This is a genomic window from Mucilaginibacter sp. OAE612 (assembly GCF_041806395.1).
Lineage (GTDB): Bacteria > Bacteroidota > Bacteroidia > Sphingobacteriales > Sphingobacteriaceae > Mucilaginibacter > Mucilaginibacter rubeus.
In genome coordinates this window covers 550,161-572,628 of sequence record NZ_JBGMUW010000001.1, presented here as the reverse complement: position 1 = coordinate 572,628, position 22,468 = coordinate 550,161, and the positions used below count along the sequence as shown (strand labels likewise).

General features: G+C 42.2%; 22 protein-coding genes and 1 pseudogene. 14 read left to right on the top strand and 9 right to left on the bottom strand.

Features of this window, described 5'->3' with window-relative positions; all coding sequences use genetic code 11:
- Window positions 1-2 precede the first annotated feature (2 nt).
- The 3 genes from rplI to ABID99_RS02530 all read left to right on the top strand — a co-directional run bounded on the left by rplI (window position 3) and on the right by ABID99_RS02530 (window position 2,648).
- Window positions 3-446 carry a 50S ribosomal protein L9 gene (rplI, locus tag ABID99_RS02540; protein ID WP_090528515.1) on the top strand — a complete coding sequence of 148 codons (444 nt, stop codon included), beginning with the start codon at window positions 3-5 and terminating at the stop codon, window positions 444-446.
- 328 nt (window positions 447-774) lie between these two features.
- Complete coding sequence (gene mtgA / locus ABID99_RS02535; protein ID WP_373615887.1) at window positions 775-1,446, top strand: monofunctional biosynthetic peptidoglycan transglycosylase; 672 nt, start codon at window positions 775-777, stop codon at window positions 1,444-1,446.
- 116 nt (window positions 1,447-1,562) lie between these two features.
- A complete protein-coding gene (locus ABID99_RS02530; RefSeq protein WP_373612731.1) occupies window positions 1,563-2,648 on the top strand; it encodes an alpha/beta hydrolase in 1,086 nt (361 codons plus the stop codon).
- Between the two features lie 2 nt (window positions 2,649-2,650).
- Here the strand turns inward: ABID99_RS02530 and ABID99_RS02525 are convergent, their stop codons facing one another.
- The 3 genes from ABID99_RS02525 to gyrB all read right to left on the bottom strand — a co-directional run bounded on the left by ABID99_RS02525 (window position 2,651) and on the right by gyrB (window position 5,706).
- Window positions 2,651-2,947 (bottom strand): YciI family protein, encoded by a 297-nt coding sequence (locus ABID99_RS02525; protein ID WP_373612729.1) that lies wholly within the window; start codon window positions 2,945-2,947, stop codon window positions 2,651-2,653.
- Window positions 2,948-2,979: 32 nt separating this feature from the next.
- The gene (locus ABID99_RS02520) at window positions 2,980-3,591 is read right to left on the bottom strand and encodes a YdeI family protein (protein ID WP_373612728.1); all 612 of its coding nucleotides are present in this window, start codon (window positions 3,589-3,591) and stop codon (window positions 2,980-2,982) included.
- Window positions 3,592-3,747: 156 nt separating this feature from the next.
- Window positions 3,748-5,706 carry a DNA topoisomerase (ATP-hydrolyzing) subunit B gene (gene gyrB, locus ABID99_RS02515; protein ID WP_090528528.1) on the bottom strand — a complete coding sequence of 653 codons (1,959 nt, stop codon included), beginning with the start codon at window positions 5,704-5,706 and terminating at the stop codon, window positions 3,748-3,750.
- Between the two features lie 576 nt (window positions 5,707-6,282).
- On the opposite strand from gyrB, the gene ABID99_RS02510 reads away from it, so the two are divergent.
- Entirely contained in the window at window positions 6,283-6,876 is a 594-nt protein-coding gene (locus ABID99_RS02510) for an OmpH family outer membrane protein (protein ID WP_354486081.1), read from the top strand.
- 124 nt (window positions 6,877-7,000) lie between these two features.
- Window positions 7,001-7,480, top strand: coding sequence for a nucleoside deaminase (locus ABID99_RS02505; RefSeq protein WP_090528535.1), 480 nt, complete (start codon window positions 7,001-7,003; stop codon window positions 7,478-7,480).
- A 139-nt stretch (window positions 7,481-7,619) separates the two neighbouring features.
- Here the strand turns inward: ABID99_RS02505 and ABID99_RS02500 are convergent, their stop codons facing one another.
- The 3 genes from ABID99_RS02500 to ABID99_RS02490 form a co-directional block, all read right to left on the bottom strand.
- The gene (locus ABID99_RS02500; RefSeq protein ID WP_373612727.1) at window positions 7,620-8,027 is read right to left on the bottom strand and encodes an RNA-binding S4 domain-containing protein; all 408 of its coding nucleotides are present in this window, start codon (window positions 8,025-8,027) and stop codon (window positions 7,620-7,622) included.
- 3 nt (window positions 8,028-8,030) lie between these two features.
- On the bottom strand, window positions 8,031-8,975 hold the full coding sequence (locus tag ABID99_RS02495; protein ID WP_373612726.1) for an ADP-ribosylglycohydrolase family protein: 945 nt from the start codon (window positions 8,973-8,975) through the stop codon (window positions 8,031-8,033).
- Between the two features lie 76 nt (window positions 8,976-9,051).
- Window positions 9,052-9,246: a hypothetical protein gene (locus ABID99_RS02490; RefSeq protein ID WP_090528540.1), complete on the bottom strand. Its 195-nt coding sequence runs from the start codon at window positions 9,244-9,246 to the stop codon at window positions 9,052-9,054.
- A 637-nt stretch (window positions 9,247-9,883) separates the two neighbouring features.
- Between ABID99_RS02490 and ABID99_RS02485 the strand changes: the two genes are divergently transcribed.
- The 7 genes and pseudogenes from ABID99_RS02485 to miaA all read left to right on the top strand — a co-directional run bounded on the left by ABID99_RS02485 (window position 9,884) and on the right by miaA (window position 17,189).
- A complete protein-coding gene (locus ABID99_RS02485) occupies window positions 9,884-10,699 on the top strand; it encodes a 2,3,4,5-tetrahydropyridine-2,6-dicarboxylate N-succinyltransferase (protein WP_090528546.1) in 816 nt (271 codons plus the stop codon).
- A gap of 169 nt (window positions 10,700-10,868) precedes the next feature.
- Window positions 10,869-11,993, top strand: coding sequence for a glycosyltransferase family 4 protein (locus ABID99_RS02480; protein WP_373612725.1), 1,125 nt, complete (start codon window positions 10,869-10,871; stop codon window positions 11,991-11,993).
- Window positions 11,986-12,555 carry an L-threonylcarbamoyladenylate synthase gene (locus ABID99_RS02475; RefSeq protein WP_091166671.1) on the top strand — a complete coding sequence of 190 codons (570 nt, stop codon included), beginning with the start codon at window positions 11,986-11,988 and terminating at the stop codon, window positions 12,553-12,555. Before ABID99_RS02480 ends, ABID99_RS02475 begins: the two co-directional genes overlap by 8 nt.
- A 365-nt stretch (window positions 12,556-12,920) precedes the next feature.
- A pseudogene (locus ABID99_RS02470) lies at window positions 12,921-14,335 on the top strand (CCA tRNA nucleotidyltransferase).
- Window positions 14,336-14,376: 41 nt separating this feature from the next.
- Window positions 14,377-15,036, top strand: a complete 660-nt coding sequence (locus tag ABID99_RS02465; protein ID WP_188833317.1) for a hypothetical protein — start codon at window positions 14,377-14,379, stop codon at window positions 15,034-15,036.
- Window positions 15,037-15,140: 104 nt separating this feature from the next.
- Entirely contained in the window at window positions 15,141-16,229 is a 1,089-nt protein-coding gene (locus ABID99_RS02460; protein ID WP_188833318.1) for a mannose-1-phosphate guanylyltransferase, read from the top strand.
- 36 nt (window positions 16,230-16,265) lie between these two features.
- A complete protein-coding gene (gene miaA / locus ABID99_RS02455) occupies window positions 16,266-17,189 on the top strand; it encodes a tRNA (adenosine(37)-N6)-dimethylallyltransferase MiaA (RefSeq protein WP_373612724.1) in 924 nt (307 codons plus the stop codon).
- A gap of 5 nt (window positions 17,190-17,194) precedes the next feature.
- On the opposite strand, the gene rfbA is transcribed toward miaA, so the two are convergent.
- A complete protein-coding gene (rfbA, locus tag ABID99_RS02450) occupies window positions 17,195-18,058 on the bottom strand; it encodes a glucose-1-phosphate thymidylyltransferase RfbA (RefSeq protein ID WP_090528569.1) in 864 nt (287 codons plus the stop codon).
- A gap of 305 nt (window positions 18,059-18,363) precedes the next feature.
- On the opposite strand from rfbA, the gene cysD reads away from it, so the two are divergent.
- Together cysD and cysN are read left to right on the top strand one after the other, a co-directional pair.
- A complete protein-coding gene (gene cysD / locus ABID99_RS02445; protein WP_090528572.1) occupies window positions 18,364-19,269 on the top strand; it encodes a sulfate adenylyltransferase subunit CysD in 906 nt (301 codons plus the stop codon).
- Between the two features lie 10 nt (window positions 19,270-19,279).
- Window positions 19,280-20,566, top strand: a complete 1,287-nt coding sequence (gene cysN / locus ABID99_RS02440; protein ID WP_090528575.1) for a sulfate adenylyltransferase subunit CysN — start codon at window positions 19,280-19,282, stop codon at window positions 20,564-20,566.
- A 76-nt stretch (window positions 20,567-20,642) separates the two neighbouring features.
- Here the strand turns inward: cysN and rfbD are convergent, their stop codons facing one another.
- Both rfbD and rfbC read right to left on the bottom strand, forming a co-directional pair.
- Window positions 20,643-21,506 (bottom strand): dTDP-4-dehydrorhamnose reductase, encoded by an 864-nt coding sequence (gene rfbD, locus ABID99_RS02435; protein ID WP_090528578.1) that lies wholly within the window; start codon window positions 21,504-21,506, stop codon window positions 20,643-20,645.
- 40 nt (window positions 21,507-21,546) lie between these two features.
- Window positions 21,547-22,101: a dTDP-4-dehydrorhamnose 3,5-epimerase gene (gene rfbC / locus ABID99_RS02430; RefSeq protein WP_090528581.1), complete on the bottom strand. Its 555-nt coding sequence runs from the start codon at window positions 22,099-22,101 to the stop codon at window positions 21,547-21,549.
- Window positions 22,102-22,468 lie beyond the last annotated feature (367 nt).

Here is a 22,468-nt window from a genome sequence, read left to right as displayed (position 1 = left end):
AAATGGAAGTTATTTTAAAACAAGATGTAAAAAACCTGGGTGATAAAGACGATATCGTAAATGTGAAACCAGGTTATGGCCGTAACTACCTTTTACCAAAAGGCTACGCCATATTAGCTACCGAAAGCGCACGTAAAGTTTTAGCCGAAAACCTTAAACAAGCTCAATTTAAGCAAGAAAAAATCCGCAAGGATGCTGATGCTATTGCAGCTCGTTTAGAAGGTGTTAAACTTAACATTGGTGCTAAAGCCGGCGAAACAGGCAAAATCTTCGGTGCTATCAACACTATCCAAATTGCTGATGCATTGAAAAAAGAAGGTTTTGAAGTTGACCGTCGTCGTATCACTTTTGACCAGGAGCCAAAATTTGTTGGTGAGTATGTTGCCAACATCAACCTGCATAAAGAAGTTAAAGTACAGGTTCCGTTTGAAGTAGTAGCGGAATAATTATATTTCGGAATTCGGATTTAAGATTTCGGATTTTGAAAAACTTAAAAGGTGTTTTGTTAATTCAAAACACCTTTTTTTTATGATTAGAATTAAATAAAAACAAATTCGAAATCGAAAACTCGAAATCCGAAATCAAGAATATTTATTTCGGATTTCTGGAAAAAATTTAGAATTTTAGAGGGTGTTTTGCTAAAGCAAAGCACCCTCTTCTTTTATCAGGAAATATTTTATAACAGTGTTCAAATTCTTCGGCAAAAACAACCAAAAATCAAAGTCGGGCAAACGGAATTCACCATCGGATTCAAAGCTTTATGGCATCCCTAAATTGATATTCAGGATTTTTAAACTGATATTCATCCTGTTTTTTGGGTTAAGCCTTTTGGGTGTAATTGGTTACCGTTTTATAAACCCTCCTTTTACCTGGTTAATGATCGAACGCGGCTTTCAGCGTAAATCGGCAGGTAAGGAATGGAAGATAGATAAAAAATGGAAAGATTTTGACGAGATCTCCGACAATATGAAACGTGCCGCCGTTGCTGCCGAAGACCAGACCTTTTTAGAGCACCACGGCTTCGATTTTAACGCCATCGAAAAAGCTATCGAAAAAAACTCGCACAGCAAAAAACTAATTGGCGGCAGTACCATATCACAGCAGGTAGCCAAAAATGTTTTCCTTTGGGAAGGCCGTTCCATACTCCGTAAAGGTATCGAAGCTTATTTTACCATATTGATAGAAACCTTTTGGAGCAAAAAGCGCATCATGGAGGTTTACCTGAACGAGATTGAAATGGGCGATGGCATATACGGAGTTGAGGCTGCTTCGCAGGCTTATTTTCACAAACCGGCTTCCGATTTAACCCGGCAGGAAGCTGCCGCCATAGCGGTAATTTTCCCAAGCCCGCTAAAATGGTCGGCCACCAACCCAACCAAATATTTAAGGCACAGGCAATATCTCATCATGAAAAATATGAGGAGGTTAGGGCCTTTGGATTTTTAGGCCCCTGCCCCCCTAAAGGGGGAATGAAAATTCCTTTCCTGGTATTTCTTTTTTATTTCAGCAACGCTGCAACCTTTTGTAAATTAAGACTATCTTAATTTATATAACCACACGCCATGTTGAAACAAAGTATCAAGACCAGCCTCTGTCTGCTTGCTTTTATCTTTTTCGCAAACATTGCTGCCGCGCAGGTTAAAAGCGATACCCCCGCCCCTTTTACGGACAAAGACATGGTGCAATGGGACTATCACTCAACAGTTATTGGCGAAGATTATACCATCTACGTACATTTTCCTCCGGGTTATGATACTACTAAAACCAAATACCCGGTATTATACATGACTGATGGCGACTGGAACATGACCGTTGCCATGAACTGCTTCAACATGCTCCGGCAGGATTATGAAACCACCGAAGCACTCATTGTAGGCATTGGTTACGGCAGCCGCCCAAACCAGCGCAGCCGCGATCTGAACCCCACAACCGGCGGACCAAAGTTCATATCATTTATTGAGCAGGAAGTAATTCCTTTTATACAAAGCAAGTACCGTGTAACCGATAATAAAGCCTTATATGGCTATTCGTTTGGAGGTATGTTCACTACTATGGTATTGTTTGAGCACCCCAGCCTGTTTAACATGATTTTCATAGGCGCTCCGGGCAACAGCGGCAGTGAACTTATCCCTTCGGCTAAAAAATACTTCGCTAATAATCATGACATTAACTGCAGGGTATTTTTAGGTGTAGGTTCTTTTGAGCTCTTAACCAGCAAAAATATTCAGGATTTTAAAATCTACATGGAAAATCAGCATTGTAAAGGGCTTGATATTGCTACCGCAATCACCCCAAATGCAGGTCACGGCGCAGCCCTGGCGCAAGTAATGCAAAACGCCATAAAATTCGCTTATTGCAAACAGCATAAGGCTATTAATATACCTGCAAAGCAACTGGAACAATATGCAGGTAATTACCAGATAGCAGGCGATGAAAAAAACAAATTCAAGACTTATGTTGCTGAAGGCAAGCTATACTTCGTCCAAAATGATGCAATACCTATGGTAATTGTATCATATGCAAAAGCGTCGTTCTTTATGTACGAAAATGAACGGGCCGATATTACTTTCCATACAGAAGGCAACAAAATTTACATGGTGTTCAGCTTTCCAAATGAAAAACCAACCCGGCTGGATAAAATAAACTAAACCTATTCCGCACCGTCCAGCAGTGCCGTTAAATCTGGATGATACACAGGAGTCAAGAACTCGGTGACGGTAAATTCAGCAAGTTTATGCTTGTAAAAGGGATCTTCGGTAATGATCTTCTCTATTTGCTCCCTTGAGCCTGCAAAGGCCAGGATTACCCCACCCGTGCGCGGCACCTTAGGCCCCCAAACAACAAACACCTTTTCATCATAATATTTATTAAGATGCTTCAGATGGACCTCCATATAAGCATCAATCTCTTCAAGAGGGGCGATATACTTAAGATCGATGAAAAACATAAGCGTTAAGTTTAATATTCGGTATTTGGAATTTATTTGTACTTCCAGTGCCTTGATTTACCCTCAGTAAGCCACTCAGCAGCGGTTTCCATACGCTTAAGGCGGGTGGCCTCGGTTTTGGCTTCGGTTATCCATTCAATATACTCCTTTTTCTGCGAGTAGCTGAATTGGTTAAGGTTTAACCAGGCTTGCGGATGAGCTTCTAAAAATTTCACGAAGTAGTCAGGTACTACCAGCTCGTCGCGTTGGGCGGGCGACTTTTTTTGGGAAGCCGGCCTCGGTTTATTGTCCTCATTTAAAGCTATTGCCTGTTGTATAAACTCAACAAGTACTTCCTTTGGAGGTAGGTCATCAATACTGGTCAGGCGGCCGAAGCTACCTGCAGCCTGATCGGCCAGGCTCAATACCTTTTGTGGGTCGTATAATAACGATGCCTTCCAAAAACCAAATGAGCAATGTTGTTTAAAAGCGGCCATATTGCAAACCACACCTTTATAATCAAAAAAAGGCATGCTCCATTTCATGGTTTCAATTATCATAGGCGAGGCTTCATGCACCACAGCTCTCAGATAGTTTAAAATCGGCTTTGCAAATTCGGGCGATTTTTCGATGTAGGCATCAACCCGGTTATCGTAATGTTCCATAATTAAAGTTAGCGATTACAACAACTCCGGCAAAATGGATTTAAATACGCCCCGCCAAAACCGGATGGCTACAAGCTCCTGCAAAAAAGGCCCGCTTCAAAAAGAAGCGGGCCTTAAAAAATGTATCAACCATCTCTCCCCTTCAGGGGCCGGGGCTTACGAATCTATTTTAGCGTATTTAGCGTTGCGCTCAATAAACTCGCGGCGTGGGGCAACTTCATCACCCATCAGCATACTGAAGGTATGGTCGCACTCGGCTGCGTTTTCAATGGTAGCACGTTTAAGCGTGCGGGTGGCAGGGTTCATGGTAGTATCCCAAAGCTGGATATCGTTCATCTCACCCAAACCTTTATAGCGCTGCACGTGCACACTGTCTTCCTTGCCGGCACCTTTAAGGCGCTGAATAGCGGCATCGCGCTGTACATCATTCCAGCAGTATTCATACTCCTTACCTTTTTTAACCTGGTAAAGCGGCGGCGAAGCAATATATACATAACCGGCCTCAACCAGCTCCTTCATGTAACGGAAGAAGAAGGTAAGGATCAGCGTGGTAATGTGCGAACCGTCCACGTCGGCATCCGTCATGATGATGATCTTATGGTAACGGAGCTTGCTTAAGTTAAGGGCCTTATCATCTTCAGGAGTACCGCGGCTTACGCCCAAACCGGTAAACATGTTCTTGATCTCCTCGTTTTCGTAAATTTTATGCTCCATGGCTTTCTCCACGTTCAGGATCTTACCACGTAATGGTAAAATAGCCTGATACTCACGGTTACGGCCCTGTTTGGCGGTACCACCCGCCGAGTCACCTTCGACAAGGAATAACTCACAAAGGGTTGGATCGCTATTGGCACAATCAGACAGCTTACCCGGCAATCCCGAGCCTGTCATCACACTCTTGCGCTGCACCATTTCGCGCGCTTTACGGGCGGCGGCACGGGCAGTAGCGGCAAGGATCACTTTATTTACAATCAGGCGGGCTTCTTTAGGGTTCTCTTCCAAAAAGTTACCCAAAATTTCACCCACAGCTACGTCAACCGCGCCCATTACCTCGTTGTTACCCAACTTACTTTTGGTTTGGCCTTCAAACTGAGGCTCCTGAACTTTTACTGATATAATGGCAGTTAATCCTTCGCGGAAGTCATCGCCGCTGATCTCAACTTTTACGTTTTTCAGCAGGCCCTCTTTATCGGCATAAGCTTTTAAAGTGCGGGTTAAACCGCGACGGAAGCCTGCTACGTGCGTACCACCCTCAATGGTGTTAATGTTATTTACGTACGAAAAAACATTCTCGCTGTATGTATCATTATACTGGAGGGCAAGCTCAACCGGGATGCCCCCCTTATTACCATCTACATAAATGGGCTCGGGGATGATCGATGTACGTGTTCCGTCCAAAAACTTAACAAACTCGCGCAAACCACCTTCTGAGAAAAACTCTTCGCTACGGAAAGTACCATCTTCCTGGGTTTCACGCTCATCGGTTAAACTCAGGCGAATGCCTTTGTTCAGGAACGACAGTTCACGCAAACGGGCAGCAAGCGTATCATATTTATACTCGGTAGTTGTAGTAAAAATCTCCGGATCGGGTTGAAAGGTTTGAATAGTACCTGTTTTATCAGATACGCCAATTTCCTTAACGTCAAACATCGGCTTGCCGCGTTCGTATTCCTGGGTAAAGATCTTGCCTTCACGGTGCACAAGGGTCTTCACATGGGTTGATAATGCGTTAACGCAACTCACACCCACACCGTGTAAACCGCCGGATACTTTATAAGTATCCTTATCAAATTTACCACCGGCGTGCAAAACGGTCATTACAATTTCAAGCGCCGATTTACCCTCTTTTGTATTGATACCCGTAGGGATACCACGACCGTTATCTGATACGGTTATGGAATTGCCAACATGTATAGTAACTTTTATATCATCGCAATAACCGGCAAGGGCTTCGTCGATAGAGTTATCAACTACTTCATATACAAGGTGGTGCAAACCTTTAACACCTGTATCGCCAATGTACATCGACGGACGCTTGCGCACCGCCTCTAAACCTTCTAAAACCTGTATGTTATCTGCTGAATAATTGGATTTATCCTGAATTTCTTCGCTCATATTTATTTAATGAAACAATCTTCAAAATTACAAAAAATACCCCGTATTAACGATTATTTGTGGATAAAAGTACAGTTGTGGAGAGTTGTCAGAATCAGAATTTACAGGATTTTAGGATTAACAGAATACCTTGTCTGAACTCGAATTTTATAGAATTTAAAGGATTTATAGAATTTGTTGTATTTCCAACCCTGGCAATGCATTAATAATTTTAAAGAATCCAGTTCATAAGTTCCGAAATCAAAAATCCGATATTCAAAATCATTAATGGCGTTGCCTGCGGCCGGGCTATCCGCTCATACGCCTGCAGGCATTACACTCAGGCCGGTATCCGCTACTATCCCTAACGCAAATTTACAGACCATAAAAACCTTTGAGGCAACCCAACCTTTGCGGCCTTAACGCCTTAGCGTGAAAAAAATCTTCGTTTTCAAATAACGGGCCGCCGCAACAAACATCATCTACACATTCGCGTATCTGAAATCTGCACATCTGATTATCTGCACATCCGATTAGGATACTTGCAATGAAAGATTATCTTTGTCAAAATTTTATAATAATTTTCAGATTGACAGAATGAAAACCAGTGCTTCAGTTTTAACCAAACTTACTTTAGGATTAGCAATTGCAGGTAGCGTTGCGGCCTGTACTCAAAATAAAACCGCCGATAAACCGGCTGCTGCAACCGCAGCAACGCCTGATAAAGAAACTATTGTTTATGTAAACTCCGATTCTTTATTAAACAAGTACGATTACTTTAAGGATATGTCAAAACGCCTTGAAGAAAAAGGCAAAGCATCACAAACCGATCTGCAAAACCGCGGTCAGGCTTTTCAGCGCCAGGTTGCCGAGTACCAGAAAAATCAGGCTACTATGCCTGCCGATCAGCGCCAGGCTACTGAGCAACAGTTACAGCGTAAACAACAGGAATTACAGGGCTACTCTCAAAATGCAGGTGCCGAATTCCAAAACGAGCAAGCCTCTGAAAATGCTAAGCTGTATGATAAAATTGCCGACTTTGTAAAAGGTTATGCTAAAGAAAAAGGCTACAAACTGGTGTTAACCTATTCAAAAGCCAATCCAACCGTATTGTATGGTGATCCATCTTTAGATGTTACCGTTGACGTTGCCAAACGCCTTAACGAAGCTTACGCTAAAGACAAAAAATAATATACGATTTGAAAATTTGATGATGTAGTAATTTGAAAATTACAAGTCATTTTCAAATATTCAAATTGACACATTTTCAAATTAAAACCTCAACTTCGGTTGAGGTTTTTTAATTTAGGGCAATATGGAAAATACGGCACACGAAAAATTTATGCGCATAGCCATTGAACTGGCCGAAGACAATGTAAAGCGTGGAATGGGCGGGCCTTTTGGGGCCGTAATAGTTAAGGACGGCATGATCATAGCCCGCAGCGCCAACCGTGTTGTGCCCACTAATGACCCTACCGCACACGCCGAAGTCTCGGTGATCCGTCTGGCCTGCCAGGAACTGGGAACCTATAATTTATCAGGCTGCGAAATTTATACCAGCTGCGAACCATGCCCCATGTGCCTGGGTGCCATTTACTGGGCCCGTATCGATAAAATTTATTACGCCAATACCAAAGCCGATGCGGCCGCGATAGGTTTCGACGATCATTTTATTTATGATGAACTGGGCTGTACCATGGAAAAACGCAAACTCCCTTTTGTCCAAATCCTTCGTGATGAAGCGCTAACTGCTTTTAAACTTTGGGAAACAACCGAACATAAAGATCATTATTAAATCGCCCCTCTAAACGGCGTAGCCCTCATGAGCACTAAAAACAAATTAATTGCGAATAATCTCCCCTAAAGGGAAGACTTTTAAAATACATTACCCGGCTTTTAGAAGCACTATCCCTTTAGGGGAGGGTTGGGTGGGGCTATTCCTCTTCTTTTTCTTCAAAAAAATTATCTTTCAGGTCATCAATCTCGCGCCTGTCGGCCTTCGTGGGACGGCCCGTGCCACGATCACGCTTCAGTATCGGGGCATGGAACATTGATTTAAAGGCCTGGGTTTGTTCAACAGGAGTTATATCCTCGTAAAAATTGACAGCCGTTTTGGCGTCTACCCGGTTTTCCAACAAGCCGGTTACTTTTACAACCTTGCGTTCAATGCCTTTTGCTACCTGGTAAACATCGCCAATTTTTACCTCGTACGATGGTTTTATATTTTTACCATCCAGTTTTACGCGGCCAGCTTTACAGGCATCAGAAGCAAGTGTTCGTGTTTTAAAAACGCGGATGGCCCACAGGTATTTATCTATTCTCAGTTTCTCTTTTTCGGCCATAAATCAATTCCTTTCATATTTACCGGCCAGGCGTTCGGCCAATGCATCAATATCGTTTTTCCGGGCAAGCATAAGTACCCAATGTTCGGGAATACTTTCAAAACCATAAATTAAACCAGCCAATCCACCCGTTACCGCTGCGGTGGTATCGGTGTCAAGGCCCAAATTTACAGATTTTAATACGGCTTCACTATAGTTCGTTGTGGTTAACAAACACCAAATTGCCGCTTCAAGAGTATGCAGTACGTATCCGCTACTTTGTATTTCAGTTACAGGCAGTATGTAAATATCGCCTTTCAATAACCTGTCAAACAAGGCTATCTCATCGGGGTTAATAGTTGTTCCCTCTAAAAACGAAGACACTTCAGTCTTTACTTTCTGATAAACAGATTCAGGATCATTATTTGCCAGCAAGCTACGGGCAAACTCCAGGTAATAAAAACAAGCTATTACCGAACGCACATGTCCATGTGTTATAGATGATACCTCTTTTGCGATGGCAAAACGCTCTTTTACAGGCTTATCTTTTATGTAAAATAGTAGAGGCAGAATCCGCATTAACGAACCATTGCCATTTGATGATTCATCGAACTCACCGGCCAGATCGGGCCGTACTTTGTGTAAAACCCGTTCAATAGCAACTCGGGTTGCCATGCCTACGTCAAACACCTCTCCGCGCGCAGTCCATTGTTCGTTATATAACCAGTTAACAAAACTATCGGCAATTTTTTGCAAACTATAACCATCTGCTAAAACATCGGCGAGACAAAAAGTCAACGAACTATCGTCCGACCATGTACCCGGCGGCTGTCCATAAGTACCGAAACCGGTCATATCAGTTACCGGCTTTTTAGCAATGTCTTCCCGCGATTTAAATTCAACAGGAACACCCAGTGCGTCGCCAACGGCTACACCAAATAATACGTCTTTATAAAAATTACGATTCACAGTCACAAGGGCTAATTAACACAACATTTTTTAATATGCTGGCAAATCAACAACCGCAAAACTTCGTTTTTACAATTTACTTGGGCAGGTCTTTTTTAATGAACTTATGATAAAGGTATTCGGCATAACCAACACTAACATAATCCGGAAATTTCCAGTGTGGATAATAGCGCCTTTGGATGTATTTGAGTAAACTAAAAAACAAAACGCTTAAGATAAGCAGCAGTGCCACCGAAAGCAAAATAACTGCAAATAGTACTAAAGGGGTCATATTGGGAATAATTTGTTAACAGCAATAAATTAAAAGGTTAAAACAATTATACCAATATTCAGCTAAGCTAACAGATTGATATAATAAGCAGTTATACGATAAGTAAAGTGCTAATGTTTACTGTTTTATAAACTTATTTACCAACAACATTAACAAATAACAATAAATAAACGCTCTTTTAAAATCAATTTATTTACCCAAAAATCCTATTATACCAACCCCGGAATTATACCTATAAGCGCCCGTTGAAATAAAAAAAGTAAGCCTCCCCGACACTCGCTGTCCGGAAGGCTTTGACACCTAATTAGTTTAAACGTTGGTTTCCGTTTACATAAAATTAAGGCTTACTTAATGTTTTTTATATAGCTACCCATCGATTGTCCGGATATTGTATAAATGTGTGTAAAACAAGGCTCTGTAAGTCAAAATATTATACGCAACACGTCGGTTATACTCACAGATTTTCCGAAGTATCACTCATACAATCCTAAGTTAAAGGCAACCGGTGGTATAATTCTATTTGATTTCCTGCTTGTTTCAAATCCTGATCGAATCCCCCCTTCACTTCATGATATACAATCTTTTAAAACATATTTCCTTAAAAATCCTTTAATTTGCCAAAAGTTTAATTTCACCAATGCAAGATCTTAAAAAACTGATTGAAGAGGCCTGGGAAGACAGGAACCTGCTGAACTATAATGAATACACCAACGCCATTGAAACCGTTATTGACCGTTTGGACAAAGGCGAGATCCGTGTGGCCGAACCCATTGGCACACGCTGGCATGTAAATGAGTGGATTAAAAAGGCGGTTGTTTTGTATTTCCCGACCAGGCAGATGGAAGAAATTAAAACCGGCCCTTTTGTTTTTCATGACAAAATGAAACTCAAAACGGATTACAAGCAAACCGGCGTTCGCGTGGTACCTCATGGTATTGCCCGCTACGGTGCCCACCTGGCCAAAGGTGTTATCATGATGCCATCGTACGTAAACATTGGCGCTTATGTTGATGAAGGCACCATGGTTGATACCTGGGCTACTGTAGGCTCATGTGCGCAGATTGGCAAACATGTACACTTAAGCGGTGGTGTTGGTATTGGTGGTGTTTTAGAACCGCTACAGGCTGCCCCGGTTATTATTGAAGATAACTGCTTTATTGGTTCACGTGCCATTGTTGTTGAGGGCGTACATGTTGAACATGAAGCTGTATTAGGTGCAAACGTGGTATTAACCGCATCAACCAAAATCATTGATGTTACCCACAGCACCCCGGTTGAATATAAAGGCCGCGTACCTGCCCGCTCGGTGGTAATTCCGGGTTCATATACCAAAAAGTTTGCTGCCGGCGAATACCAGGTGCCTTGCGCCCTCATCATCGGTACCCGCAAGGAATCAACCGACAAAAAAACGTCATTAAATGACGCCCTGCGTGAAAACAACGTAGCGGTGTAATTTTAGATATGAGATGTTAGATAGGAGATTTGAGACTGCGCACATATCGCTTTCTTTTATCCCTTATTTAAAATAAAGATGTGAGCCTTGGGATGTGAGATTAAGACTGTCGAATGCAGCTTATTTTATTCTCACGTCTCATATCTCACATCTCAAATCTAACACCCAAATGAAGATAGGATACGATGCTAAACGGGCTTTTTACAATAATACCGGCTTGGGTAATTACAGCCGCTGGTTAATTAAAGGCATAGCATCGCTCAATCTATCCAACCTTTTATATCTATATACGCCAAAGGCCAAAGCTAATCCACGGCTTAATTTCATTGGCGATTATCCCAGCATTCGCACTGTTACCCCAAAAAGCAAATGGTTCACTTCATGGTGGCGTAGTAAAGGAATTATCAAAGTTTTAAAACGTGATGGTATTGAATTGTACCATGGTTTAAGTCACGAGTTGCCTTCAGGAATCGAACATACCGGCATTAAGTCGGTTGTTACCATGCATGACCTCATCTTCATGCGTTATCCAAAACATTTTGGTGCGGTTAACTACCGCATTTACCTCGCTAAGGTTAAACATGCCTGCCGCGTCGCGGATCAAATTATCGCCATAAGCCAAAAAACAAAGGATGACCTTGTCGACCTGCTCAGCATCGCCCCCAAAAAAATAGAAGTTATTTACCAGGGATGTGACCCTTCATTTGCAATTGAACAAACCGCCGCGCAAAAATCGGCAGTAAAAGAAAAATATAAGCTGCCTAACCGCTTTATATTGAGCGTTGGCACTATTGAAGAACGCAAAAACCTGCTGTTAACCGTTAAGGCGTTAAAAAATGTGGATGACATAACGCTGGTAGTAATTGGCAAAGAAACCCGATACACAGAATTGGTTAAAACATATATAACAGCTAATAACTTAAACCACCGGGTAATATTTTTAAAAGACGTTACCTTTGCAGAGTTACCTGCTGTTTATCAGCTGGCATCAGTATTTGTTTACCCATCACGGTACGAAGGCTTTGGTATACCGGTGTTAGAAGCTTTAAACTGCGGCACGCCGGTTATAGCAGCAACAGGCTCCTGCCTCGAAGAAGCAGGCGGGCCGGGCAGTCTTTATGTAAACCCGGATGATGATGCCGGTCTTGCCGAAAAACTAAACCAGGTGCTTAGTGATGATGGCTTAAGGCAAACCATGATCACCAAAGGCCGCGCTTACGCAGCCAATTTTACTAATGATAAACTAAGCCGGCAATTAATGCAGCTTTACCAAAATATTCTGAACCATGCTTAGAGACGAAGTAGCCAAGGCTTTTAAAATTGTACAAGAGGGTGGCATCATCCTTTACCCTACCGATACCATTTGGGGCATAGGCTGCGACGCCACCAACACCGAAGCCATTCAAAAGATCTATCGCCTGAAACAGCGCGATGAGGCCAAAAGCATGATCATTTTGCTGGATACTGAAAACAAGCTGGAAAGCTATATCAGTGAAGTAAACCCGCTGGCCTTTGAACTGATTGAATACGCAGAAAACCCGTTAACACTGGTAATGCCGGGCGCTAAAAACATTTCTCCGGCATTAATTGCCGCCGATGGCAGTGTGGGGATCAGGGTTGTAAAAGACACCCCTTTTTGCCAGCAGTTGATTCAGCGTTTACGCAAACCATTGGTGTCAACATCAGCTAACATCAGCGGGAAACCTTCGCCACAATATTTTTCGCAGATAGACCAGGAAATTATTGATGGCGTTGATTACGTTGTTGATTTAGAGCAGCATAGCAAAGAGATCAAAACACCGTCAACCATCATGAGGTTGGCCCCTGATGGGCGGTTTGAGTTTTTGCGTCGTTAACGCGAAATTAGAGGTTGGAGATTAGTGATTAGTTAAAAAAGGCATTTTTGAAAATATCTTTTGACAGAAACATTTTTGGAAAATCTTTGGCGTAACCCCTCTATACATTTAATATATTGACTATCAATTATTTAAATCAAAATAATTTAAATTGTGTTAACCCTGTTAACCCCCCATCGTGCAGAAAGTCGGAAGTATGAGGTTCAAAGTCTGAAGTCTGAAGTCTGAAAGTTTTGTTTATTAAGTGGGAAGATACTTAAGACTTCCCACTTAGGACTTTCGACTTAAGACTTTCGACTTTACCGGGGCATTTTACCAATTAATCTTACCTTTGTACCCTTATTAGCGTTTTTAAGCATCAAACTATGCAACAACACCTCAGGCATCCCGTATTTTCTGTTATATCCCGTTTGGCGGGCGAACAAAATGTACAGGCCTATGCTATAGGTGGTTTTGTGCGCGATATTTTCCTGAACCGCCCGTCGAAAGATATTGATATCGTGATTATTGGCAACGGGATAGCTTTTGCCGAAATTGTTGCCAATACACTTAAAGTTAAACTGGCGGTTTATAAAAACTTCGGTACTGCCTCGCTCAAATACCGCGATCTGGAGATAGAGTTTGTTGGCGCCCGTAAAGAATCATACCGCCGCGACTCGCGCAAGCCAATTGTGGAGAACGGCACTTTGGAAGACGACCAGAAACGCCGCGATTTTACCATCAACGCGCTGGCCATTTCCCTCCACCCGGATACTTTTGGCGAGTTGCTTGATCCCTTTAACGGCATTGCCGACCTGCAAAACAAGCTGATCCGCACACCGCTTAATCCTAACGAAACATTTTCTGATGATCCGCTGCGCATGATGCGGGCCATCAGGTTTGCTACCCAGCTTAATTTCAGGATTGATGATATCGCTGTTGAAGCCATTAAAACCACTGCCGACAGGATCAGCATCATATCGCAGGAGCGCATTACCGATGAACTGAACAAGATCATCCTGTCGCCGGTACCATCAATCGGCTTTAATTATTTGTTTGATACCGGGCTGCTGCATAAGATCACTTCCCGCAAATGGTAGCCCTTTACGGGGTTGACTATGTAGATGGTAAAGGCCATAAGGATAACTTTTACCATACCCTTCAGGTACTTGACAACATCTGCGAAACTACTGACGATCTGTGGTTACGCTGGGCTGCTATACTGCATGACATAGCCAAACCCGCCACCAAACGTTTTGAGCCCGGCCACGGCTGGACTTTTCATGGTCATGAAGACCGGGGCGCACGCATGGTGCCCAAGATCTTCACCCAGCTTAAGCTGCCGCTTAATGAAAAAATGAAGCAGGTTCAAAAGTTGGTGCAGCTGCATTTAAGGCCCATCGTACTTTCACAATCCATAGTTACCGATTCGGCAGTGAGGCGTTTGCTTTTTGAGGCAGGAGACGATATTGAAGCACTCATGTTGTTGTGTAAAGCAGACATCACCACCAAAAATGAATATAAGGTTAAAAAATATCGTAACAATTTTGAGCTTGTTCAACAAAAATTAAAAGATGTTGAAGAACGCGACAGCATCCGTAACTGGCAACCGCCGGTTACCGGTAACGATATCATGACCATGTTCGGTATAAAAGAAGGCCGCGAGGTGGGAATAATCAAAAATCAGATCCGCGAAGCCATATTGGAAGGCGAAATTCCTAACAATCGTGAGGCCGCGTTAAGCTTTACAATAAGCAAGGGCCTTGAAATTGGCTTAAAAGTTGTGACTACCCCAAATTAAATTAAAACATTATTATTTTTGTCCAAAATCTACAATAAGCAATGGCAGTATACAGGTTCAGGGTTACTTTTGAAGACTACGATGACGTTACGAGAGAAATTGATGTAAAATCAAATCAAACTTTCGAAGATCTTCACCGCGCAATTCATCAGTCAACCGGTTATAATCCGGAATTTCCTTCATCATTTTATATCAGCAATGATCAGTGGACTAAAGGTGAAGAAATAACTTACCTGCCTAACCAAAGGCGTATTGACCGTGGTGTATCATTAATGAATAAAGTAAAGCTGTTGAGTTTTATTGATGATCCGCACCAAAAATTTTACTATACATTCAATTTCGACCGCCCGTTTGATTTTCATGTGGAACTGATGAAGATCATTTTAGATGAAACACCGGGTACTACTTACCCTGCCGTTGTAAAATCAGTTGGCGAAGCGCCTAAACAATTTGGCAATGCATTTAATGCTACCGTTTTACCGCCTGTTACCGAAGACTTCGACTTTTTGAACGAAATGGCCTTTAACCCGGAGGATGCTGAAGATTTTTCGGAAGTTACCGACACCGATGATCTGCCGGAAGAAAAACACAGCGGCGGCGAAGAAGAAGAGGAGGAAGATGAATTCGGCAATGAATTTAGCGATGACGAAGGCTTTGATGATGATGAAAGGCCCGGCCGTAGCAGTAGCGACGATTATTAATCATAAAAAACGAGTATATAAATTATATACTCGTTTTTTATGTTAGGCTGTCTCACTTGTTTTGATACTTTAACCAGCTCATAATAATTTACCCCCATTTATCAATGAATAACAAAAATTACTATGCCATAATTATGGCCGGAGGAATTGGAAGCCGCTTTTGGCCGATAAGCCGTACATCGCACCCCAAACAGTTTATAGATATACTTGGTACCGGTAAAACCTTAATACAAAATACCTACGAACGTTTCCTGAAAGTTTGCCCCAAAGAAAATATTTACGTTGTTACTAACGAAAACTACACCAAACTTGTAAAACAACAATTGCCCGATATGGAGGATCAGCAGATCCTTACCGAACCGGTAATGCGAAACACCGCACCTTGTGTTGCCTATGGCTGTTTTAAAATTGAAAGTCTTAACCCCGATGCCGCCATTGTTGTGGCCCCTTCTGATCAGCAGATCCTGGATGAGGATGCTTTTGTTGCCGCTATCGAAAAATCATTGCAAACCGCTGCTTCAAATGATTATCTGATAACCCTGGGCATTAAACCATCAAGGCCCGATACCGGTTACGGATATATCCAATACACTGATAACGTTATCAATGATGAGTTTCATAAAGTAAAAACCTTTACCGAAAAACCCACTCTTGAAATAGCTAAAACCTTTATTCAAAGCGGCGACTTTTTATGGAACGCCGGCATCTTTGTTTGGTCGGCCAAAACTATTGTTAAGGCCTTTAGCCAGTACCTGCCCGAAATGCACGAAATATTTGCTGATGCGAAGCCGGTGTACAATTCGGATAAAGAGAAACCTCACGTTCACAATGTATACCAGCAATGCGTCAATATCTCGATAGATTACGGCATTATGGAAAAAGCAGATAATGTGTATGTATTACCTTCGGATTTTGGGTGGAGCGATCTGGGTACCTGGGCATCAATATATGACCTGGCCGAAAAGGATTATGTAGGTAATGCCGTTATCCCTGCCGAAAAAGTGATCATGTATGACTCTTCAAACTGTATGGTAAACGTGCCGGGCGAAAAACTGGTAATATTGCAGGGGCTGCATGATTATATAGTAGTAGAATCGAACAACTCCCTGCTCATTTGCCCCCGCGACCAGGAACAGAACATCAAGCAGGTTGTGGCCGATGTAAAAAATAAGTTCGGAACGAAGTATATTTAGTTACCGACATTTTTGATATGAGTAAAGCTTAGGCTTATGAACATGACGCAGGGTAATAAAACCCTCATTGTAGTTGCCGGTCCCACTGCAGTAGGGAAAACAGCTGCAGCTATTAAGTTGGCGCAGCATTTCAATACTGTGGTGGTTTCTGCCGATTCGAGACAATTTTTCAGGGAGATGAGTATTGGTACTGCCAAACCTGATGAAAGCGAGTTGGCTGCGACCAAACACTACTTTATCAATTCGCACTCCATATCCGAAAGTTTTTCTGTTGGCGATTTTGAAAAACAGGGGCTTGCGCTTTTAGATGAACTTTTTAAAGTACATGATAAGGTGATCCTGGCGGGAGGATCGGGTTTGTACATTAAAGCTATTTGTGAAGGCTTTGATGACTTGCCCGTAGCCGATATTTCAGTCCGTGAAAAACTAAACCAACAACTGGAAAGGGAAGGAATTACTACATTACAAAAACAACTACAACAGGTCGACCCGGATTATTACACCCAGGTCGACCTTAATAATCCTCAGCGTATCATCAGGGCGTTGGAAGTATTTGAAACCTCAGGTAAACCATTTTCATCTTACCGCAACGCTACTGTAAATAAAAGACCTTTTAATATTATCAAACTGGCACTTGATATGCCCCGCGAAAAACTATATGAGCGTATAAACCTTCGCGTCGATCTGATGGTTAAACAAGGCCTTATTCAAGAAGTAAAAAGCCTCCTGCCCTACCGGGAGCTTAATGCTTTAAATACAGTAGGCTATTCTGAGCTGTTTGATCATTTTGATGGCAAGACCAGCGTTGACGAAGCGCTGTTGCTTATAAAACAAAATACCAGGCGCTTTGCCAAAAGGCAGCTTACCTGGTTCAGAAAAGATAAAGATTTTGTTTGGTTTGATGCCGGTGTTCCCGATGTTATTGACCAGATGGTCAAAGCCATTGAAACTTCCGCATAATTATTTTATTGCGGCAGCAGGCTTTGTAAATATTTGCCGTAACCACTTTTGATATACTTGTTAACTAACAGCCGCAACTGATCGTCATTGATAAACCCACGGCGGTAAGCAACCTCCTCAATACATCCGATTTTTGTTGACTGGCGTTTTTCGATCACGCGCACATATTCGGTAGCATCGCTCAATGAATCAAACGTACCCGTATCTAACCAGGCTGTTCCCTTATCCATAACGCCAACATGCAGGTTACCCTGTTCAAGGTAAAACTTGTTAACATCGGTAATTTCATACTCACCGCGGGGTGAGGGTTCAAGATCTTTAGCTATTTGAATTACCGAATTATCATAAAAATAAAGGCCGGGTACTGCAAATTTCGATTTTGGCTGCAAAGGTTTCTCTTCAATTGACAAGGCCCTGAATTCGGCATCAAACTCAACCACACCGTAACGTTCAGGATCGGCCACATGATAGGCAAAAATAGCTGCGCCATCTACATCATTAAAACTGCGGATCAATTCGTTAAATCCGGTACCATAAAATATATTATCGCCCAATATCAAAGCTACTTTATCATCGCCTATAAATTGCTCGCCAATAACAAAAGCCTGGGCAAGTCCGTTAGGCTTTTCCTGTATAGCATATTCAAATTTACAGCCTAACTCTGTACCATCGCCCAATAACCGCTTAAAACCGGGATTATCTTCGGCTGTAGTAATGATCAGAATTTCTTTGATATCCGCCTGCATCAAAACCGATAGCGGGTAGTATATCATAGGCTTATCATAAATAGGCATCAGTTGTTTACTGATTGCCCTGGTTATAGGATAAAGCCGGGTGCCTGACCCTCCTGCTAAAATAATGCCTTTCATATTTGATTATACTAATTTTTAAGTAAACATCCCGAAGTTAGTATATAATAATGCTCCCGTAATATCAGCACCCATTATTATACTATTGAACAATGCTATCAGGTATAAAGTTGGTATTTATTGTTCAATATGCAAACTTATATTTTATCTGATTATTTTGAACATAAACCATGTACCAGGCAACAAGCCTTTTTCAAAAGCAAAATCCATTTAATCCCCTCAACATTAGCATAAAATTGTTATTATTGCAGTTTGAACGTTAAAAACTACTATTTAGGTGGATTTAGCGGATTTTCATTGTTAACATGCATAAATATTATCTTACTCATCTGCAGGAATTAGAATCAGAGGCCATTTACGTTATCAGGGAAGTGGTTGCACAATTTGATCGTCCTGCCATCCTGTTTTCGGGCGGGAAAGACTCTATTGTTGTAACACACCTGGCAAAAAAGGCATTCTGGCCCGCTAAAATCCCAATGCCCCTAATCCATATTGATACCGGTCATAACTTTCCTGAAACTATGGAGTTTAGGGATAAGCTGGTTGAAAACCTTGGCGTACAACTTATTGTAGGCTCAGTTCAGGAATCAATTAACAAAGGCCGCGCAGTTGAGGAAAGCGGTATCAACGCCAGCCGCAACGAGTTGCAGATAGTAACCCTGCTTGATACCATCGAAAGCAATAAGATTGATGCCGCTATCGGCGGTGCACGCCGTGATGAAGAAAAGGCCCGTGCTAAAGAACGTTTCTTCAGTCACCGCGATGAGTTTGGCCAGTGGGATCCTAAAAACCAACGCCCCGAGCTCTGGAATATCTTTAACGGCCGCAAGCGCATGGGCGAACACTTCCGTGTGTTCCCGATCAGTAACTGGACCGAAATGGATATCTGGAACTACATTCTGCAGGAAAATATAGCTATACCTTCATTATACTTTGCACACCAGCGTAACGCGGTTTACCGCGATAATACCTGGCTGCCCGCTTCAGAGTTCTTACAGCTTAGGGAGGGTGAAACTATCGAAAACAAACTCATGCGTTTTCGTACCCTGGGCGATATCACCATCACCGGCGGCATCGAATCAGACGCCGATACGCTGGAGAAGATAGTTGCTGAAGTATCAGCAACCCGCAGCACCGAACGCGGTAACCGAAGTGACGATAAACGCTCGGATACATCAATGGAAGACAGGAAAAAACAAGGTTATTTTTAAATTTGATTCAATGAGCCTTCAGGCAGTCAAGCCCGGAGCAAAACATACCACCACAATGGAATTATTACGTTTTACTACAGCAGGTAGTGTTGACGATGGGAAAAGCACCCTTATAGGGCGCTTGCTATACGATTCGAAATCCATCTTTGAAGACCAGATGGAGGCTGTAAAACAATCGAGCGAACGAAAAGGGCTTCAGCATGTTGATCTTTCATTATTAACTGATGGTTTACGTTCGGAGCGCGAGCAGGGCATTACCATTGACGTGGCCTACCGCTATTTTGCCACGCCCAAACGTAAATTTATTATAGCCGATACCCCCGGCCATATCCAGTATACCCGCAACATGGTTACCGGCGCTTCAACCGCAAACCTTGCCCTGGTACTTATTGATGCCCGCAAAGGCGTGGTTGAGCAAACCTGCCGCCACTCATTTATTGCATCACTATTAAAAATACCACACATTATTGTTTGTGTGAACAAAATGGATTTGGTTGACTACAGCGAAGAGGCTTTTAACAAAGTAGTTGAACAATATGAAGCTTTTGCAGCAAAAATTGATGTTACCGATATCCGTTTTGTACCTATCAGTGCTTTAGCTGGTGACAATGTGGTTAACGATTCGGAAAACATGCCATGGTACAAAGGCGAAAGCCTGTTACATACACTGGAGACTATTCATATTGCCAGTGATGAAAACCACTCTGATGCCCGCTTCCCGGTGCAAACAGTGATCCGTCCTCATGCGGCTGAATATCATGATTACCGCGGTTATGCCGGCCGGATAGCAGGCGGCATTTTCAGGCCTGGCGATAAGATCACTGTATTGCCGTCAGGGCTAACATCGGCTATAAAATCTATCGATACCTATTCGGGCCCGGTTGAGGAAGCTTTTGCACCAATGTCGGTTTCCATTACTTTGGAGGATGATATTGATGTAAGCCGCGGCGATATGATTGTAAAAGATGACAGCGAACCGCAGGTGAGCCAGGACCTTGACGCCATGATTTGCTGGATGGCAACCCGCAGCCCGCGCCCAGGTGCTAAATATCACCTCAAAACCACCACCCGCGAGGTAATGTCGATCATTAAGGAAGTTTATTATAAACTTGATATCAATACGCTTGAAAAGCAGGAAGAAAATACTGATATTAAGATGAACGAAATGGTGAAGATCCGTTTACGCACCACTCAACCCGTAGTGTTTGACGAGTATCGCAAAAACCGTATTACCGGCTCATTGATACTGGTTGATGAATCAACTAATGAAACGGTAGCAGCTGGGACATTCCTGTAAGCTATTTGGGGAAAAACTAAAAAATGCCAGGTTTGTAAGAAAAGCCTGGCATTTTATTTTTTTTAAAACTCATTGTTTATTGTGCGGCAGCCAATTTTTTAATACAAGCTTTTAAGCTGTCGCGCCAGTAAGGGATCTCTATATTAAACGTAGCTTTGATCTTAGCCTTATCCAGTACCGAATATGCCGGTCGTTGCGCATTCGTTGGATATTCTGATGTGCGTATTGGGAGTACTTTAACATCAGTACCTGAAATATCAAAGATGCCTTTGGCAAAGTCATACCATGAGGTTACCCCTTCATTGCTGTAATGATAAATACCATATGCTTTTTTGCCAGCTGTTATGATAGTTAAAATTGCTTCTGCCAGGTCAATAGCATATGTGGGTGTGCCCACCTGGTCTGCAATCACCTTAAGCTCATCACGGTCGGCCCCAAGCCTTAGCATGGTTTTTACAAAATTGTTGCCATACTCGGAGTATAGCCAGCTTGTACGAATTGTATAGTGTTCATCAAGAATTTCCGCAATTGCCTGTTCTCCCTCCAGTTTGGTAAGGCCATATACACTGATAGGCTCAGCAATGGCTTCTTCTGTGAGTGGCAATGCCACGTCTCCCTTAAAAATAAAATCAGTTGAGATCTGCACAAGGGTAGCACCATATGCTTTACAATGCCTGGCAAGATTTGCGGCCCCGGTTTTATTGATCGCCCGGGCCAGGTCAACTTCGTCTTCCGCTTTATCAACAGCGGTATAAGCAGCGCAATTGATAGCAAACGTTGGTTTATATTTTTCAAAAACAATATCGAGCAAATCGTCCCGCAAAATGTCTGCCTCTTCTTCGGGCAGGAAATGGATATAATCTATTTTCCTTTCGCCTGCAACTTTCTTTAAGCAGTTACCCAATTGTCCTGATGCTCCAAATACGATGATATTTTGCATTTTTTAGAAGTGTTATTTTTTGATTAAACCAGGATAAAAATTAGAACCCAAAATCAGGAGCATCCTTTAAAAAGGGCAGTTCAAGGTCTTTGTCCGATACCAGCACATCGCTCCCGCTGAGCTGCCAATCAATATTTAAATCAGGATCGGCATAATGCAGACCACTTTCTGACTCTTTGTTATAGTAGTTATCACATTTATACTGGAATACAGCTTCATCGCTCAATACAATAAAGCCATGGGCAAATCCACGGGGAATAAAAAATTGCTCGTTATTCTGTTCGGTTAAATGCACTCCATGATATTGCCCATAAGTTGCCGATCCCTTGCGCAGGTCGACAGCTACGTCTAATACTTCGCCTTTGGTTACCCTAACCAACTTAGCTTGCGAAAACCGACCTTTCTGCAAGTGCAGGCCACGTAATACACCTTTAGTTGAATAGGATTGATTATCCTGTACAAAATTGACATTGAAGCCCGTAGCATCAGCAAACCGCTGTTGATTAAACGATTCAAAAAAATAACCGCGGTCATCATTAAAAATACGTGGTTTTATTAATAAACATCCCTCAAGCGGGGTTGGTATTATAGTCATATGTTTCCCTTATAAACACAGTAATGTGTGGTCATTATAATTTGATATAATTGACAAAACACATTAAAATTTATGCAATATTAACTAATAGATCTATAATCAAAGCCGATAATCATTCAAAAAGTCTTTTAACGGCTTAATAAAACCCTGGTTACATCAATAATAGTTATACTTCTTACGATGGCAAAAAACTTAAGTTTCTCATTATAGCAAAAATTATGCAGCCGCAAATGTTAAAAAAAGTAATTCAAGTTACGTTAATTTGCACCTTCTTCTTAATCAGGCTACAGTGGATTGCACGAAATACTTAAATAACATTCATAATTAATTCATACAAAAATCGTTTATTACGTCTTAAATAAAGGCA